This is a genomic window from Jiella avicenniae (assembly GCF_021390325.1).
Classification (GTDB): Bacteria; Pseudomonadota; Alphaproteobacteria; order Rhizobiales; family Rhizobiaceae; genus Jiella; species Jiella avicenniae.
Genome location: NZ_JAJUWU010000011.1, coordinates 86,010 through 99,827, shown reverse-complemented (window position 1 = coordinate 99,827; position 13,818 = coordinate 86,010). Strand labels below are relative to the sequence as shown.

The window sequence follows — 13,818 nt, the reverse complement described above, 5'->3', positions numbered from 1 at the left end:
GTTCACGATCGTTGCCCGATGATGATCACGGCGCGCGGCCCCTGGGCGCCGTCTTCGCGTCGTGCAGACGACGCCATTCCCGCATGTAGAGATCGCGCTCCTCGACGAGATCGCGCAGATCGATCTGCGGCGGCCTCGACAAGAAGCCAGCCTCGAAGAGGTGTCGACAGCAGGCCTGGGAATCGATGAGATGCGGGCTCATCAGGCCGCTGGTCGCAGGCAGCGGGTTGAGGGCGGCGTAGACGTAGAAGCTCTCATGGGACCCGAGCGCCTGGTCGATCGCCGGGAATGTCAAAGGGATCGCCGCGCCCCGGCAGAGATAGGCCACTTTCGCCGCCCGGCGGCAGAAAAGGACGTTGTGCATCGCCGAGCCGGTACAGCCGACGATCTCCCGGGCATTGGCGAATGCTGCAATCTGCTCCGCAAGTGTCGCCCGGGTCGGGTCGAGGACCGCGAATCCGTCCTTGCGCAGCGCGTTCTGCACGGTGAGTTCGCCGAAGACGACTCCCACACCCTGTCCTCGAGAGACATAGAGCTTTTCCGGGCCGGTCTGTGCCGTCGACCGCTCCGCGAGATGCTGGAACGGCAGGGTGAATGTGCGATGGATTCCGCCCCGCTCCATGGCCGCGGCATCCGGGACGATCAGAGAGCGGACCCGGACGCCTTCAGAACCGTTGAGGAAGACGGGCTTGATGCCGAGCAGCGAGAAGAAGCGCTGCGCATACTCGGGAATCTCCCGATCGATCGTCTGGAAGAGAACCGGCCCTTTGAACCGATTCAGCGCGACCCACCAGAGACGCGCGGTGCTCTCGATCATGAAATGTCCGAAATGCGGAAGAACGTAGCCGCCATAGACGGCTTCGGCGCATTCGTCGGTGCTCGCGGGCGGCAGTTCGTCATAGCTGCGGACGATCTGCCGGGTTCCGCCGCCTGCGGACCGTGTCAGACCGGTTGCCGCGATCATTTTGCCATCCGCGCGATACGCTCCTGCAGCCATTTCGAGCGGCCACCTCGAGTCGATCCTCGCTGGCGGCACGAAACAGTCTTGGTAGACCGACACACCAGGCTCAGGGGCGGGCACCTCAGACCGGACGCGCTTTGACTCCTGCTCCGTGACTGCTCCCACGGCATGCCTGACAGGCGCGACCGGGCGCGCTCCCCCGCGCGACCTGCGGCGAAGGCGGGAGAGAAAAGAGGGAGGCACGAGAGCGCGCGACGAAGACCACATGGATCAGGCCAAGCAGATCTACGGAAATGGTGCAAGAGGCCGCTGATGACACGGCCCCGTCAGAAGGCGGCCTCCTGCGGCTGAGACGCGGATTGCCACATCGCAGGCCTTCTCGTGACGCTCAGATGCCACGCCGACCGGTGTCAGATTCCGCTGCCCGGCCGGTTCGCTACTTTCGGGTGGCCTACTGCACCTTCAGCCCCATCACCGCGAAGCGCTCGTTCTCGTCCGTCCAGACCCGGTCGAGCTCCCAGCCCCCTTCCTCGGCCAGCGCCGCCAGTCCCTCGACGTCGTATTTGCGCGAGTTTTCCGTGTGGATCGTCTCGCCCGCTTCCATCGAGAATGCGCGTCCGTCGACCGAAAACGTCACGGGCTCGCGGGCCACGAGATGCATCTCGATCGCCGACGTGGCATCGTTCCAGCGCGCCTCGTGGCCGAAGCTTTCGACCGGAACGTCGCCGCCGAGTTCGCGGTTGATCCGCGTCAGGATGTTGAGGTCGAAGGCCGCCGTGACGCCGGCCGCGTCGTCATAGGCGGCGATCAGCGTCGGGATGTCCTTCTTCAGGTCGCAGCCGAGGACGGCGGCGCCCTCCGGCCCGACATGCCGGCGCATGCGCTTGAGGAAGGCGAGCGCTTCGGCCCGGTCGAGATTGCCGATGGTGGAGCCGGGAAAGAAGCCGCCCCGGCGTCCGGCCTCCGGCAGGTCGCCGGGGAGGTCGAACTCCGCGGTGAAGTCGGCCGTCACCGGCTCCACCGCCAGATCGGGAAAGCGCTGCCGGATCCGATCCGCCGAAGCGGCGAGGAAATCGCCGGAGATGTCGATCGGAACGTAGAGGCCCGGCCGGTCCAGCGCTTCGAGCACGATCTCGGTCTTGATCCCGGCGCCGGCGCCATATTCGAGGATCACCGCCTCGGGCCCGAACAGATCGGCGATCGCGCCGGCATTGTCTTCGAGAATGCCGGTCTCGGTGCGGGTCGGGTAATATTCCGGCGCTTTCGTGATCTCCTCGAAGAGTTCGGAGCCGCGATCATCGTAGAGCCAGCGGGCCGGCAGGGTCTTCCGCGGCTTCGAGAGGCCGGCCAGCGCGTCGCGGCGGAAGGCCTCGCGCTGCAGCGCCTCGGTGTCGGTCTTGTCGAGCATCTCAGGCGTCCTCCGCCAGGCGCAGCCCGGAAAACTGCCAGCGGGCATCGGGCGGGAAGAAGTTGCGGTAGGTGGCGCGGATGTGGCCTTCCGGCGTGACGCAGGAGCCGCCGCGCAGCACGAACTGGCCGCACATGAACTTGCCATTGTATTCGCCGACGGCGCCCTCGACCGGCTTGAAGCGCGGATAGGGCGAGAACGGGCTGCGGGTCCATTCCCAGACGTCGCCGAACATCTGGCGCAGCGCGCCGTCGCGGGCGGGGCCGGCCGGCTTCGGTCGCAGGCGCCCGGAACCGGCGAAATTGCCCTCCATCGACAGGCCCGCCGCCGCGTTCTCCCATTCGAACTCGCTCGGCAGCCGCTTGCCGGCCCATGTGGCGAAGGCGTCCGCCTCGAAATAGGACAGATGCGTCACCGGCGCGTTGCGATCGACCGGCTGGGCGCCGCGCAGCGTCATCGTCCACCATTCGCCGTCGCGCTGGAACCAGTAGAAGGGCTGCTCCCACTTGTTGGCGAGAATGTCCGCCCAGCCGGCCGACAGCCACAGCAGCGGGTTGCGATAGCCGCCGTCCTCGATGAAGGCGATGAACTCGCCATTGGTGACGAGCCGGTCCGCCAGCCGATAGGGATCGAGCAGCGCCCGGTGGCGCGGACCTTCGGAATCGAAGGCGAAGCCCTGCCCGTCATGGCCGATCTCGACGATCCCGCCGTCGAAGGAGACGAAGCGCGCCTCGCCGGGCTCGCGCCCGACGCCGAGCGGCTGCGGGTCGCGGTAGGCCGGCTTCAGCGGGCTCTGGGCGAAGAGATGCAGGATGTCGGTGAGGAGAAGCTCCTGATGCTGCTGCTCGTGATGACAGCCGAGCTCGACGAGTTCCGCGACCTCGGGCGAGGCGCCGCGCTCGAGCAGCGTCTCGACAGCCGCGTCGACATGGTCGCGATAGTCGAAGACGGTGTCGAGATGCGGCCGGGTGATCATGCCGCGGCGCGGCCGCGGCTGGCGCTCGCCGATCGTCTCGTAATAGGAGTTGAAGAGGTAGTTGAAGCTCTCGTCGAAGACCTCGTAGCCGGGAAGATTCGGCTTCAGCACCATGGTCTCGAAGAACCAGGTCGTATGGGCGAGATGCCATTTCGCCGGGCTGGCGTCGGGCATCGACTGCACCGTCGCATCGGCATCCGACAGCGGCGCGCCCAGTTCGCGGCTGGTCGCGCGCACATGGCGATAGCGCTCCGCGACGGGCGAGGCCTTCGTCAGGGGGCGGGGGGAAAGTGTCGACATATCGGACCTCCTCGGTCGATGGCTGCGTCGATGTCAGACCGCCGAAGTGTTTCACTTCACTGACGATCGCGTGGCAGCGGCACTTAGCCCCGCGCCCCGTCAGGGCAACGACGTTCACAAATGTTCTATCGTCGGGAAATCGGTCGCGTGACCGGATCGCCGCGGCCCGCGGAGCGCGGGGGCGCAGACGGGAGGCCGAGCGCCGTCAGCCGAGACGGTAGAATTCTGCGGCCGTGCCGCCGAGGACGCGGGCCCGGTCGGCCACGGAGAGATGCGACAGCAGCGAAACCGCCGTCTCGTGCCAGGCCGCGTATTCGCATCGGAGGCGGCAGACCGGCCAGTCCGAGCCCCACATCACCCGCTCCGCCCCGAAGACCTCGATGACGTGGTCGGAATAATAGGCGAGGTCCTCCCGCCGCCAGTCGTCCCTGGCTTCGGTAACGAGGCCCGAGAGCTTGCAAAGGGCGCCGGTGGCGCTGGCGAGGCGGGCGATGCCGCGGGCCCATTCGTCGAAGGATTCGGGGCTTTCGTCGGTGATCGTCGGCTTCAGGCAATGATCGAGAACGACCCGCATGGAGGGATAGCGGGCGAGCAGCGCGGAGAAATATTCGACGTGCCGGGGAAAGCCGAGGGCGTCGAAGGTCAGATCGAGGTCGCAGATCGCCCGGAACGCCCAGTCGAGTTCCGGCCGCAGCATCCATCCGTCGTCGGCGATGTCCTGGATCATCGGCCGCAATCCGAGAAACTTGGGGTGAGCGGCCAAGCGCCTGAGCGTGTCGATCTCCTCCGGCCGCTCGAAGTCGATCCAGCCGACCACCCCGGCGACGTGCTCGCTCGCATCGGCGAGGCCGAGAAGATATTCGGTCTCCGCCGTCGTCGGCGCCGCCTGGACGAGGACCGTGCGCTCGACGCCGGTCGCCGCCAGCGCCGGGGCGAGATCGGCCGGAAGATAGGGCCGCGACAGCACCGGATCGCCCGGCGGAAGCCAGCCGTAATCGCCGCGGGCGGGATGCCAGAAATGCTGGTGGGCGTCGATCTTCGTCAGTGTTCGCCCCTTCGTTTCCTCGGGTCGCTCGGGCCGGGCGAAGCGCGCCGGGCCGCGGTGGTCGACCGGGCCGCGTCCCGTCTTGTCGCGGGTCCGGCCGATGCCTTTGTGCCGCCGGACAGGCGAAGATGCAAGCGAACCGCCGCTGCGGCGGTCGGTGCAGGGCGCGCGGGAGGGCGTGCCGCCGACGAAGGCGGCCGCTACGCGCCGCCGTCCGTGGCCGGCACTCCGGCGAGCTGCCGCCACTCGGCCACCGATGCGGCGGCGGAAAGGGCGAGAAGCCGCGTGTCGCCGGAGACCGTCGTCAGGTCGAACCCCCAGCCGACGGCGCGCGCCGCATAGGCCGGCGAGCCGCAATGCAGCCCGGCCCGGATGCCGTTCGCCCTGGCGACGGCGGCGACGTGCTTGATGCTGGCGACCAGATCCGGATCCTCGGGGTCGAAGCCCGGGGCGAGCCGGCCGTCGCTCGTGCCGAGCGCCAGATCCGAAGGCCCGACATAGAGCCCGTCGATGCCCGGCGTCGCGGCGATCGCCTCGACGTTCCTCAGCCCGCTCTTCGTCTCGATCATGGCGAAGGCCAGAACCTCTTCATTGGCCGAGACGCCGTAGCCCGGATGGGCGACGGCCGCCCGCGTCGGACCGAAGCTGCGGGTGCCGCGCGGCGGGTAGCGCATGAAGCTGGCGAATTCGGCCGCCTCCTCGGCCGTGTCGATCATCGGGCAGATGATCGCCATGGCGCCGGCATCGAGCGCCTTCATGACGATGCCCGGCTCGCGCCAGGGCACCCGCACGATCGGCGTCACGGCCGAGCCGCGCATCGCCTGGAGCATCGGCAGGGCGCCGGAATAGTCGAGAGCGCCGTGCTGGAGGTCGATCGTCAGGCTGTCATAGCCCTGCCCCGCCATGATCTCGGCGACGAAGGGGCTGGCGATCGACAGCCAGCCGTTCACCGCCGGCCGGCCCTCCGCCCAGAGTGCCTTCAACCGGTTCCTGACCATCGCCGCTCTCCCTCTGTGTTACGAACCACTGCCCGCCCGGGCCGGCAACGGCACATCCGCCGGCCGCCAGCTCCGGCGCGCACCCGCGAAGATGGCGCGGTCCTGCCCGAACCGCCAGCGCCATTTGCATCGAGAGTGCCGCGAGCCCGGAGATCGGCGGACGAAACGAAGCATGCGGACGGGCCGCGGACCGACATTCGGCGGCTTCATGGCTCGCCTCATCAAAACCTGTGAACGTCGAGCCGGTCTATCCGATGGAGCCGGAAACGTTCGACGATGTCGCGGGCAGGCCAGACGCGACCGCCTCCGCCAGCACCTCCACCGGATGCGGCAGCCGGCCCGCCCCCATCCGCTTCGCCTGACAGCGGCAGGAAAACCCCGTCGCGAGCGCGGTGCCGGGGGCATGGCGGGCCAATTTCGGCTGCCACGACATGGCGAAGAGCTTTTTCGACATCTCCGCATTCGGTGCTTCGTGGCCGAAGAAGCCGGACATGCCGCAGCAGCCGGTGTCCTCGGGATCGAGGTCGAGGCCGAGATGGCGAAAGATCGCGAGCCACCGGCCGGTGGAGGCGGGGTCGGCGGTCTTGCCGGTGCAGTGCTGGAAAAGGGCGAAGGAGGCGCTGCCTTGGCCCGTGCGCGGCGCGATCCGTCCCACCGCGATTTCGGAGGCCAGGAACGCCTCGACGGAAACCACCGGCGACGGGGCCTTTCGCAGTTCGCGATATTCGTCGGCATGGAGGCAGTTGACCGCCGGCTCGATGCCGACGAGCGGCATGCCGCTCGTCACGAGCTCGGCCTCGCGGGCCAGCGCCCTTCGCGCCGTCGCCTCGAAGCGATCGAGCTTTCCGAGGACGTGGAGCGCCTTGCCGTTCGCCTGCGCCGCGACGCGGTGGACGCGGTAGCCGAGGGTTTCGAAGAGGGTTTCTGCCGCCTCGACGACGCCCCCGTCCCAGGTCGCGGTGAAGGTGTCCTCGATCAGGACCACGCCCGGCCGGTCGTCGCGGTCGTCGAGCCGGCGGCGCTCGCCGCGTGCAGGGCGGATGGCGGGAAGATCGACGAGATCGAGCGCCCGAAGCAGCGGCGCCGCGAGGCCGAGGCCGGCATTGGCGAGGCCGGGGAGCGCGCGCATGGCCGGCGCGAATGTCTCCATCGCCGCCAGAAGACGATGCCGCATCGGGCGGCGATGGGTCTCGTGCCAGTCCGACAGGAAGCGCGCGCGCATCGACGGAATGTCGACCTTCACCGGGCATTGCGAGGCGCAGGCCTTGCAGGCGAGGCAGGTCCGAAGGCTCGCGTGGAGGGCCGTCGCGATCTCGCCGTCGGGTAATGCGCCGTCCTCTCGCAGCCAGGCGCGCATCAGCGCGGCACGGCCCTTGGGCGATTGCAGACGGTCGCCCGTCGCCTTGTAGGACGGGCACATGGCGTCGAAGGCGTCGCGGCCGAAGCACTGGCCGTTGCCGTTGCACTTCACCGCCTTTTCGAAGCCGCCCAGCCGCGCGGGCGGGATCGTCGCGTCCATCGGCCCGCGAAACGGCACGGTGTCGATCCGCTCCAGCTTCCGATCGGGCGAAGGCGCGGCGATCTTGCCGGGGTTGAGGCGGTCGTCCGGGTCGAAGGCAGCCTTGATCCGGCACATGGCGGCATAGAGCCGGTCCCCGAGGATCTGCGGCCCGTACTGGCCGCGAAAACCCTTGCCGTGCTCGCCCCAGATCAGCCCGCCATGGCGCTGGGCGAGCGCCGCGACGGCGTCCGAGACGGGCTTGAGCTTGGCCGCATCCTCCGGAATCCGCATGTCGAGCGCCGGGCGCACATGGACGCAGCCGACGTCGGCGTGGCCGAACATGCCGTAGGCGAGGCCGTGCGCGTCGAGAAGGGCGCGGAAGCCTTCGACGAAGTCCGGCAGGACCTGCGGCGGCACGGCGGCGTCTTCCACGAAGGCGGTGCCCTGCCGGCTCGGATCCATCCGGCCGAGAAGGCCGACGCATTTCGACCGCAGCGACCAGAGCTGGGCGATGATCCGGGGCTCGCGGACGATGGTCTGGGTGACCGCGCTCGAAGGCGCTTGCGGCAAGGCCTCCAGCCGGGCGAGCGCGGCGGCGAGTTCCGCCCCGCTCCCCGCCTCGACCTCGACGAAGTTGAGGCCTTTCACCTCGCGGCCCGGCGGCGTCGCCAGCGTGCCGGCGATGTCGGCCCAGATCGGGTCGTCCTTGGCGAGCGAGAGGATGCGGTCGTCGATGAACTCGACGGCGGAGGGGTCGGCCTCGACGAGACGGCCGACGTCCCGCAGCGCCGCGATCACGTCGTCATAGCCGACCACCATCAGCGCCCGGTGCGGCGGCTTCTTCAGAAGCTTCAGCGTCAGCCGCTTGGTGAGCGCGAGCGAGCCTTCCGAACCGGCGAGCACCTTGGAAAGCCGGAAGCGGCCGTCCGCGTCGTTGAGTTCCTTGAGGTTGTAGCCGGTGAGGCCCCGGTTCATCACCGGAAAGACCCGTTCGATCTCGTCCGCCTCGTCGCGGACGATGTCGCGAAGCAGCCGATGCAACCGGCCGGGCAAGTCCTGCCGCGCGCAGACGGCGTCCAGCGCTCGGGCATCCAGCGGTTCGGCCCGCCAGTTCGAGCCGTCGGAGAGAGCGACCTCCATCGCCGCGATGTGGTCGGAGGTGCGGCCGTAATGGCGCGACCCCTTGCCCGAAGCGTCGGTCGCCGTCATGCCGCCGAGCGTCGCGCGCGAGGCGGTCGAGACGGCGGGCGCGAAGAAGAGGCCGTGCGGGGCGGCCGCGCGGTTCAATTCGTCGAGGATCACGCCCGGCTGCACGACCGCAAGGCCGCGCTCGGGATCGATGCTCTCGATCGCGCGCAGATGGCGCGAGCAGTCGACGACGACATGGGTGGTCAGCGACTGGCCGTTGGTGCCGGTGCCGCCGCCGCGCGCGACGACGGGCGTTTTCGTCCGGGCCGAGGCGCGCAGGATGCGGTTGAGATCGTCCGGCTCCCGCGGGAAGAGAACGGCGGCGGGAAGCAGCTCGTAGACCGAATTGTCCGTTGCCATCACCGTGCGGGTGGCGGCGTTCGTCGCGACGTCGCCGGTATAGGCTTCGTCGCCGAGCGCGGCGAGGAAGGCGGAGAGGCCCCGTGCTTCGCGGGCGAGCGGCCGGGTCACCTGCAGGTTCGTCACGAGGGCCTCAAGGATTCGCCGCTTCGCGCGAGCGGCCGGAACGATTGCTCACCCTCGATTAGCATGTCGTCCGGAGGAAGAAACAGTCGGCCGCCACGTCATGTCGGAATGCGGCCAGTCGGATCGATCCTTCGCGGCCCGAGCGGGAAAGGCCTCACCTGACTCCCGATCGAGGCAATATCGGCAGACTGGTTGGTGCCCGCTTGACGCGGGAAGCCGCCTGGGCGCAGTCGGGGTAGGCCCATCGCCGCTCTCCGCGACGGCTCCGGGAATTCCTGAAGAAAGGACGCGACCATGCCCTCCAGACCGCTCGATCGGATCACTGCGGAAACCATGAAGAATTGCGGCGTCGAGACCGCGCTCGCCGTCGAAGGCGGCATGAAAGTCGTCTCGCCCGTTACCGGCGAGGTCGTCGCCACGCTGAAGGCGCATGACGTCGCCGAGACCGAAGCGGCCATCGCCAAGGCCGGCGAAGCCTTCCGCAAGTGGCGCATGGTCCCCGGCCCGCGCCGCGGCGAGCTGGTGCGGCTCTTTGCCGAAGAGTTGCGCAACTCCAAGGACGATCTCGGCCGCATGGTTTCGATCGAGGCCGGCAAGTCGCCGTCCGAAGGCCTCGGCGAAGTGCAGGAAATGATCGACATCTGCGACTTCGCGGTCGGCCTGTCGCGCCAGCTCTACGGCCTCACCATCGCGACCGAGCGCCCTGGCCACCGGATGATGGAAACCTGGCACCCGCTCGGCGTCGTCGGCATCGTCACCGCCTTCAACTTCCCCTGCGCGCCCTGGTGCTGGAACTCGGCGCTCGCCCTCGTCTGCGGCGATCCGGTGATCTGGAAGCCGTCGGAAAAGACGCCGCTGACGGCGCTCGCCTGCCAGGCCGTCTTCGAGCGCGCGCTCGTCCGCTTCGGCGCGGATGCCCCGGATGGTCTCTCCCAGGTGCTGATCGGCGGCCCGGATGTGGGAGACGCGCTGGTGACGAGCGAAAAGGTCGCGCTGATCTCGGCCACCGGCTCGACCCGCATGGGCCGGATCGTCGGTCCGAAGGTCGCCGCCCGCTTCGGCAAGTGCATCCTCGAACTCGGCGGCAACAACGCCGGCATCGTCTGCCCGTCGGCCGATCTCGACATGGCTCTGCGGGCGATCGCCTTCGGCGCCATGGGCACCGCCGGCCAGCGCTGCACCACCATGCGCCGCCTCTTCGTCCACGAATCCGTCTACGACCAGCTCGTGCCGGCGCTGAAGAAGGCCTATGCCTCCGTCACCGTCGGAAATCCGCTGGAGGGTCAGGCGCTCGTCGGCCCGCTGATCGACGAGGCCGCATACGACGGCATGGTCGCGGCCCTCGGCGAGGTGAAGGATCTCGGCGGCGTCGTGCATGGCGGCGAGCGCGTCTCGGTCGGTCCCGACACCGCCTATTACGTCAAGCCGGCCATCGTCGAAATGCCGAGCCAGCAGGGTCCGGTGCTGCGCGAAACCTTCGCGCCGATCCTCTATGTGATGAAATATTCCGACTTCGACGCGGTGCTGGAGCTGCACAACGACGTCGGCGGCGGCCTCTCCTCCTCGATCTTCACGACCGACCTTCGCGAGATGGAGGTCTTCCTTTCGGCACGCGGCTCGGACTGCGGCATCGCCAACGTCAACATCGGCACCTCGGGCGCCGAGATCGGCGGGGCCTTCGGCGGCGAGAAGGAGACCGGCGGCGGCCGCGAGAGCGGTTCGGACGCCTGGCGCGCCTACATGCGCCGCGCCACCAACACCATCAACTACTCCAAGGACCTGCCGCTCGCCCAGGGCGTCAGCTTCGACATCGGCTGATCATGCTGGAGAACCCGAAATCGACCTTCCGGCCCGCCGAGCGTATCGCGTCGCTCGGCGTGTCGGAAATCCTCGCCATCGGCGCCGAGGCCCAACGACTGCGCGCCGCAGGCCGGGACGTCATCATCCTCGGCGCGGGCGAGCCGGATTTCGACACGCCCGACCACGTCAAACAGGCGGCCACGGCCGCCATGGCGGCGGGCGAGACGAAATATACGCCCCTGCCCGGCCACTTCCGCGTCTCCTACGCCACCTCCCGCGCCGAACTCGAAGAAGCGATCGGCCGTATCGAAGCCGGATGCGGGACGCTGACGTGGGCGACGACACCGTCCTGAAGGCCCTCTCGCGGCGGCCGGAGTCGGTCTCGGGCGAACCACCGCAAACGTCCTCATCCGATCGATGCCGCGCGGGCCGAGATGCCAGTGCTCGATCGGGCGGCCGGGATCGACGACGACCTCGGGATGGGTGATGAAAAACAACTCGCTCATGGCCAGGCGAAAATCGCGTCTCTTAGCTCTGCCGGATCGATGGCGGTACGATTCGATCGTGTGTGGAAGGATCTGCAGATTTGCCGATACGCCGCGGTCATGGCGAGTTGGTGGCTTTCGACATCACCGATTCCCCTTTCGGGCAACCATGACGGGAACGCGCATGGGCGTCGTCATCCGGGAGCCGGCGGCGTGCGATCCGGCCAGAAGCGGATGCCGGCTTTCGCGAGCCCGCCTCCGAGCGCCGCGACGGTGCCGTCGGCCCGCCAGCATGCGGCGCCGGTCATCGAACCGTCCTCGGAAAATTCGATCGCGTTCATTCCGCCGCCGACATGCGGCATCGGCTTGATCACGTGGCCGCGCCCGGCGAGCGCGGCTTCGAGCGGGCGAAGCGCCGGCTCGATCTCCAGCTCCTGGCCCTCGGTCCAGATCCGCGGCGCTTCGATGGCGCTCTGGAGATCCATCCGGTGGTCGATGAGATTGACGATCGCCTGAAAGGCCGAGGGGAAGATCCTGAGGCCACCGGGCAGGCCGAGCGCCCAGCGCAGCCGGCCTTCCTTCAGGATCATCATCGGCGCCATCGAGGTCGGCACGCGTTTTCCCGGCATCACCGACAGGGCCTTGCCGGGATGCGGGTCGAAATTCATCATGTAGTTGTTGGGGATGATGCCGGTGCCGGGCACGACGAACTTGGCGCCGAACAGCCCGTTGATCGTATGGGTGGCGCTGACGACGAAGCCGTCCCTGTCGGCGACGGTGACATGCGTCGTGTCGGCGGATTCGCGGCCGGCTGCCGGCGTCGTCGCCGGTCCGCCCTGCCGGCGCAGCCGCGCCTGGCAGAGCCGGGCATAGTCCTTGGAAATCAGCTTTTCGACGTCGATGTCGACGAAATCCGGATCGCCGCTCGCCGCCCGCCGATCCTCGAAGCCGATGCGGATCGCCTCGGCGATCAGATGCAGGCTTTCCAGCGTGCCGAAGCCCATCCCCGCGACGTCGTGGGGCTCGATGAGGTTGAGCATCTCGGCGATATGGACGCCGGACGAGGCCGGCGGCGGCGGCCCGACGATCTGGTGGCCGCGATAGCTGCCGGTGATCGCCTCGCGCTCGCGCGGCCGGTAGTTTCGCAGATCATCGAGGGTCAGCCAGCCGGCATCCTCGCCGCCGGTGGCGATGCGCTCGGCGAGCGCCGCGCCGAGTTCGCCGCCATGCAGCGCCGCCGCCCCCTCCTTCGCGACGAGCTTCAGCGTCTCGGCGAAGTCGCCCTGCACGAGCCGCTCGCCCGGTGAGAGCGGCGCACCGCCCGGCATCAGCAGCGCCGCGATCGGCTGGTCGCGGGAAAGGTCCGCGGCGTGTTCGCCGATCGCCCCGGCGAGATAATGGGTGATGGCGAAGCCGCGTTCGGCGATGCGGATCGCCGGCGCGACGACGTCGGCGAGCGGCAGCCGGCCGAAGCGGCGATGCGCATCGCACCAGCCGGCGAGATTGCCGGGCGCCGCCACCGCCGACGGGCCGAGGGCGCTGCGCCGGTCCTTCGTTTCCATATGGTCCGGCGGCGTGTCGGAGACCGGCGTGTAGATCTCCGGATGCGCCGCCGCGGGTGCATGGGCGAGCGCGTCGACGACGTGGTGGCGCCCGTCGGGCTCGCGCAGATGCATGATGCCGCCGCCGGCGATCCCGACCATCATCGGCTCGGCGACGCAGAGCGCGAAGAGCGCGCCGACCGCCGCATCGACGGCGGTGCCGCCGGCCGCGAGGATCTCGAAGCCCGCCGCGGTGCCGAGCGGATGGTTGGTGACGACCATGCCGCCCGATCCCGTCGCCGGCGTCTTGCTGGTCGAGAACAGACGATCACTCATGGGCAGGCAACCTTCGATGGATGGACGGAAGAGGAGGTTCCGGCGCGCGCCGGCGCCCTCATGACGGCAGCACCGCCATCAACTGCGGGATCGGCCGCAAGTGCCGCTGCAGGATGGCCAGCGCCTCCTCCGCGTCATGGGCGGAGAGCGCGTCGAGGAGTTCGCGATGTTCCCTGTCGATCAGGTCGGAATCGCCGAACTTCATCTGCAGCGACAGCATGCTGGCGCGGCCGAGGCTGGCATGCAGCCCCTCATAGGCCTTGGTGAGGACGCCGTTGCCGGCGGTCTCGACGATGCCGTGATGAAACTGCGTGTTGATCTCGACACTCGACAGGAGATCGTCGGGCGCGGCCGCCTCGCGGGTCTCGCAGATCGCGTAGAGCCGGGCGGGAATCGCCCGCCGGTCCTCGCAGATGCGCCGGATGGCGTGGCTCTCGATCATTCGGCGGACCTCCAGCAGGTCGCGCAGCTCCGAGCCGAGCAGCGGCCGGACCATGGCGCCGCGGCGAGGATGGATCTCGACGAAGCCTTCCGCCGCGAGTCGCGTCAGCGCCTCGCGCACCGGGGTGCGGGAGAGGCCGGTCAGATCGCAGGCCTGGCCCTCTTCGATGAAGCCGCCCGGCGGAAAGTCGCCGCCCAAAATTCCGGCGCGGATCGCCAGATAAGCACGCTGGCCTGCGGGTCTGGCAGCCGGCTCCCCCCTGCTCTCGCCCCGCCTCGCCGCCATCGTGGCCCTTTCGAACGCCCGTGTCGCCATATCGACCATTTGCTCATTCGTTGGTCAGTTGCCCGC

The 13,818-nt window shown here is 68.9% G+C and carries 9 protein-coding genes and 1 pseudogene; 2 read left to right on the top strand and 8 right to left on the bottom strand.

The genetic code is table 11. The features are described 5' to 3' along the window. Positions 1 to 25: 25 nt before the first annotated feature. The 6 genes from LZD57_RS12945 to LZD57_RS12920 all read right to left on the bottom strand — a co-directional run bounded on the left by LZD57_RS12945 (position 26) and on the right by LZD57_RS12920 (position 8,863). Entirely contained in the window at positions 26 to 964 is a 939-nt protein-coding gene (locus LZD57_RS12945; protein ID WP_233719893.1) for a glycosyltransferase family 61 protein, read from the bottom strand. A 448-nt stretch (positions 965 to 1,412) separates the two neighbouring features. After that, positions 1,413 to 2,369, bottom strand: a complete 957-nt coding sequence (egtD, locus tag LZD57_RS12940) for an L-histidine N(alpha)-methyltransferase (protein ID WP_233719892.1) — start codon at positions 2,367 to 2,369, stop codon at positions 1,413 to 1,415. Between the two features lies 1 nt (position 2,370). Beyond that, positions 2,371 to 3,645: an ergothioneine biosynthesis protein EgtB gene (gene egtB / locus LZD57_RS12935; RefSeq protein WP_233719891.1), complete on the bottom strand. Its 1,275-nt coding sequence runs from the start codon at positions 3,643 to 3,645 to the stop codon at positions 2,371 to 2,373. Positions 3,646 to 3,850: 205 nt separating this feature from the next. Next, complete coding sequence (locus LZD57_RS12930) at positions 3,851 to 4,936, bottom strand: amidohydrolase family protein (protein ID WP_233719890.1); 1,086 nt, start codon at positions 4,934 to 4,936, stop codon at positions 3,851 to 3,853. After that, positions 4,891 to 5,688: an HpcH/HpaI aldolase family protein gene (locus tag LZD57_RS12925; RefSeq protein WP_233719889.1), complete on the bottom strand. Its 798-nt coding sequence runs from the start codon at positions 5,686 to 5,688 to the stop codon at positions 4,891 to 4,893. The genes LZD57_RS12930 and LZD57_RS12925 overlap by 46 nt, the downstream gene beginning before the upstream one ends. 247 nt (positions 5,689 to 5,935) lie before the next feature. Next, on the bottom strand, positions 5,936 to 8,863 hold the full coding sequence (locus LZD57_RS12920; RefSeq protein ID WP_233719888.1) for an FAD-binding and (Fe-S)-binding domain-containing protein: 2,928 nt from the start codon (positions 8,861 to 8,863) through the stop codon (positions 5,936 to 5,938). A 333-nt stretch (positions 8,864 to 9,196) separates the two neighbouring features. Between LZD57_RS12920 and amaB the strand changes: the two genes are divergently transcribed. Both amaB and LZD57_RS12910 read left to right on the top strand, forming a co-directional pair. Further along, a complete protein-coding gene (gene amaB / locus LZD57_RS12915; RefSeq protein WP_233719925.1) occupies positions 9,197 to 10,681 on the top strand; it encodes an L-piperidine-6-carboxylate dehydrogenase in 1,485 nt (494 codons plus the stop codon). Between the two features lie 2 nt (positions 10,682 to 10,683). Continuing rightward, a pseudogene (locus LZD57_RS12910) lies at positions 10,684 to 10,911 on the top strand (aspartate transaminase); the annotation flags it as partial. 431 nt (positions 10,912 to 11,342) lie between these two features. Here the strand turns inward: LZD57_RS12910 and ggt are convergent. Next, on the bottom strand, positions 11,343 to 13,025 hold the full coding sequence (ggt, locus tag LZD57_RS12905; RefSeq protein ID WP_233719887.1) for a gamma-glutamyltransferase: 1,683 nt from the start codon (positions 13,023 to 13,025) through the stop codon (positions 11,343 to 11,345). Positions 13,026 to 13,083: 58 nt separating this feature from the next. Continuing rightward, positions 13,084 to 13,791 (bottom strand): GntR family transcriptional regulator, encoded by a 708-nt coding sequence (locus tag LZD57_RS12900; RefSeq protein WP_233719886.1) that lies wholly within the window; start codon positions 13,789 to 13,791, stop codon positions 13,084 to 13,086. Positions 13,792 to 13,818: the final 27 nt, after the last annotated feature.

Bases quoted from the DNA above. Each gene is read 5' to 3' on its own strand.
- LZD57_RS12945 (WP_233719893.1), bottom strand. From the start codon at position 964: ATGATCGCGGCAACCGGTCTGACACGGTCCGCAGGCGGCGGAACCCGG.
- egtD (WP_233719892.1), bottom strand. From the start codon at position 2,369: ATGCTCGACAAGACCGACACCGAGGCGCTGCAGCGCGAGGCCTTCCGC.
- egtB (WP_233719891.1), bottom strand. From the start codon at position 3,645: ATGTCGACACTTTCCCCCCGCCCCCTGACGAAGGCCTCGCCCGTCGCG.
- LZD57_RS12925 (WP_233719889.1), bottom strand. From the start codon at position 5,688: ATGGTCAGGAACCGGTTGAAGGCACTCTGGGCGGAGGGCCGGCCGGCG.
- amaB (WP_233719925.1), top strand. From the start codon at position 9,197: ATGAAGAATTGCGGCGTCGAGACCGCGCTCGCCGTCGAAGGCGGCATG.
- ggt (WP_233719887.1), bottom strand. From the start codon at position 13,025: ATGAGTGATCGTCTGTTCTCGACCAGCAAGACGCCGGCGACGGGATCG.
- LZD57_RS12900 (WP_233719886.1), bottom strand. From the start codon at position 13,791: ATGGTCGATATGGCGACACGGGCGTTCGAAAGGGCCACGATGGCGGCG.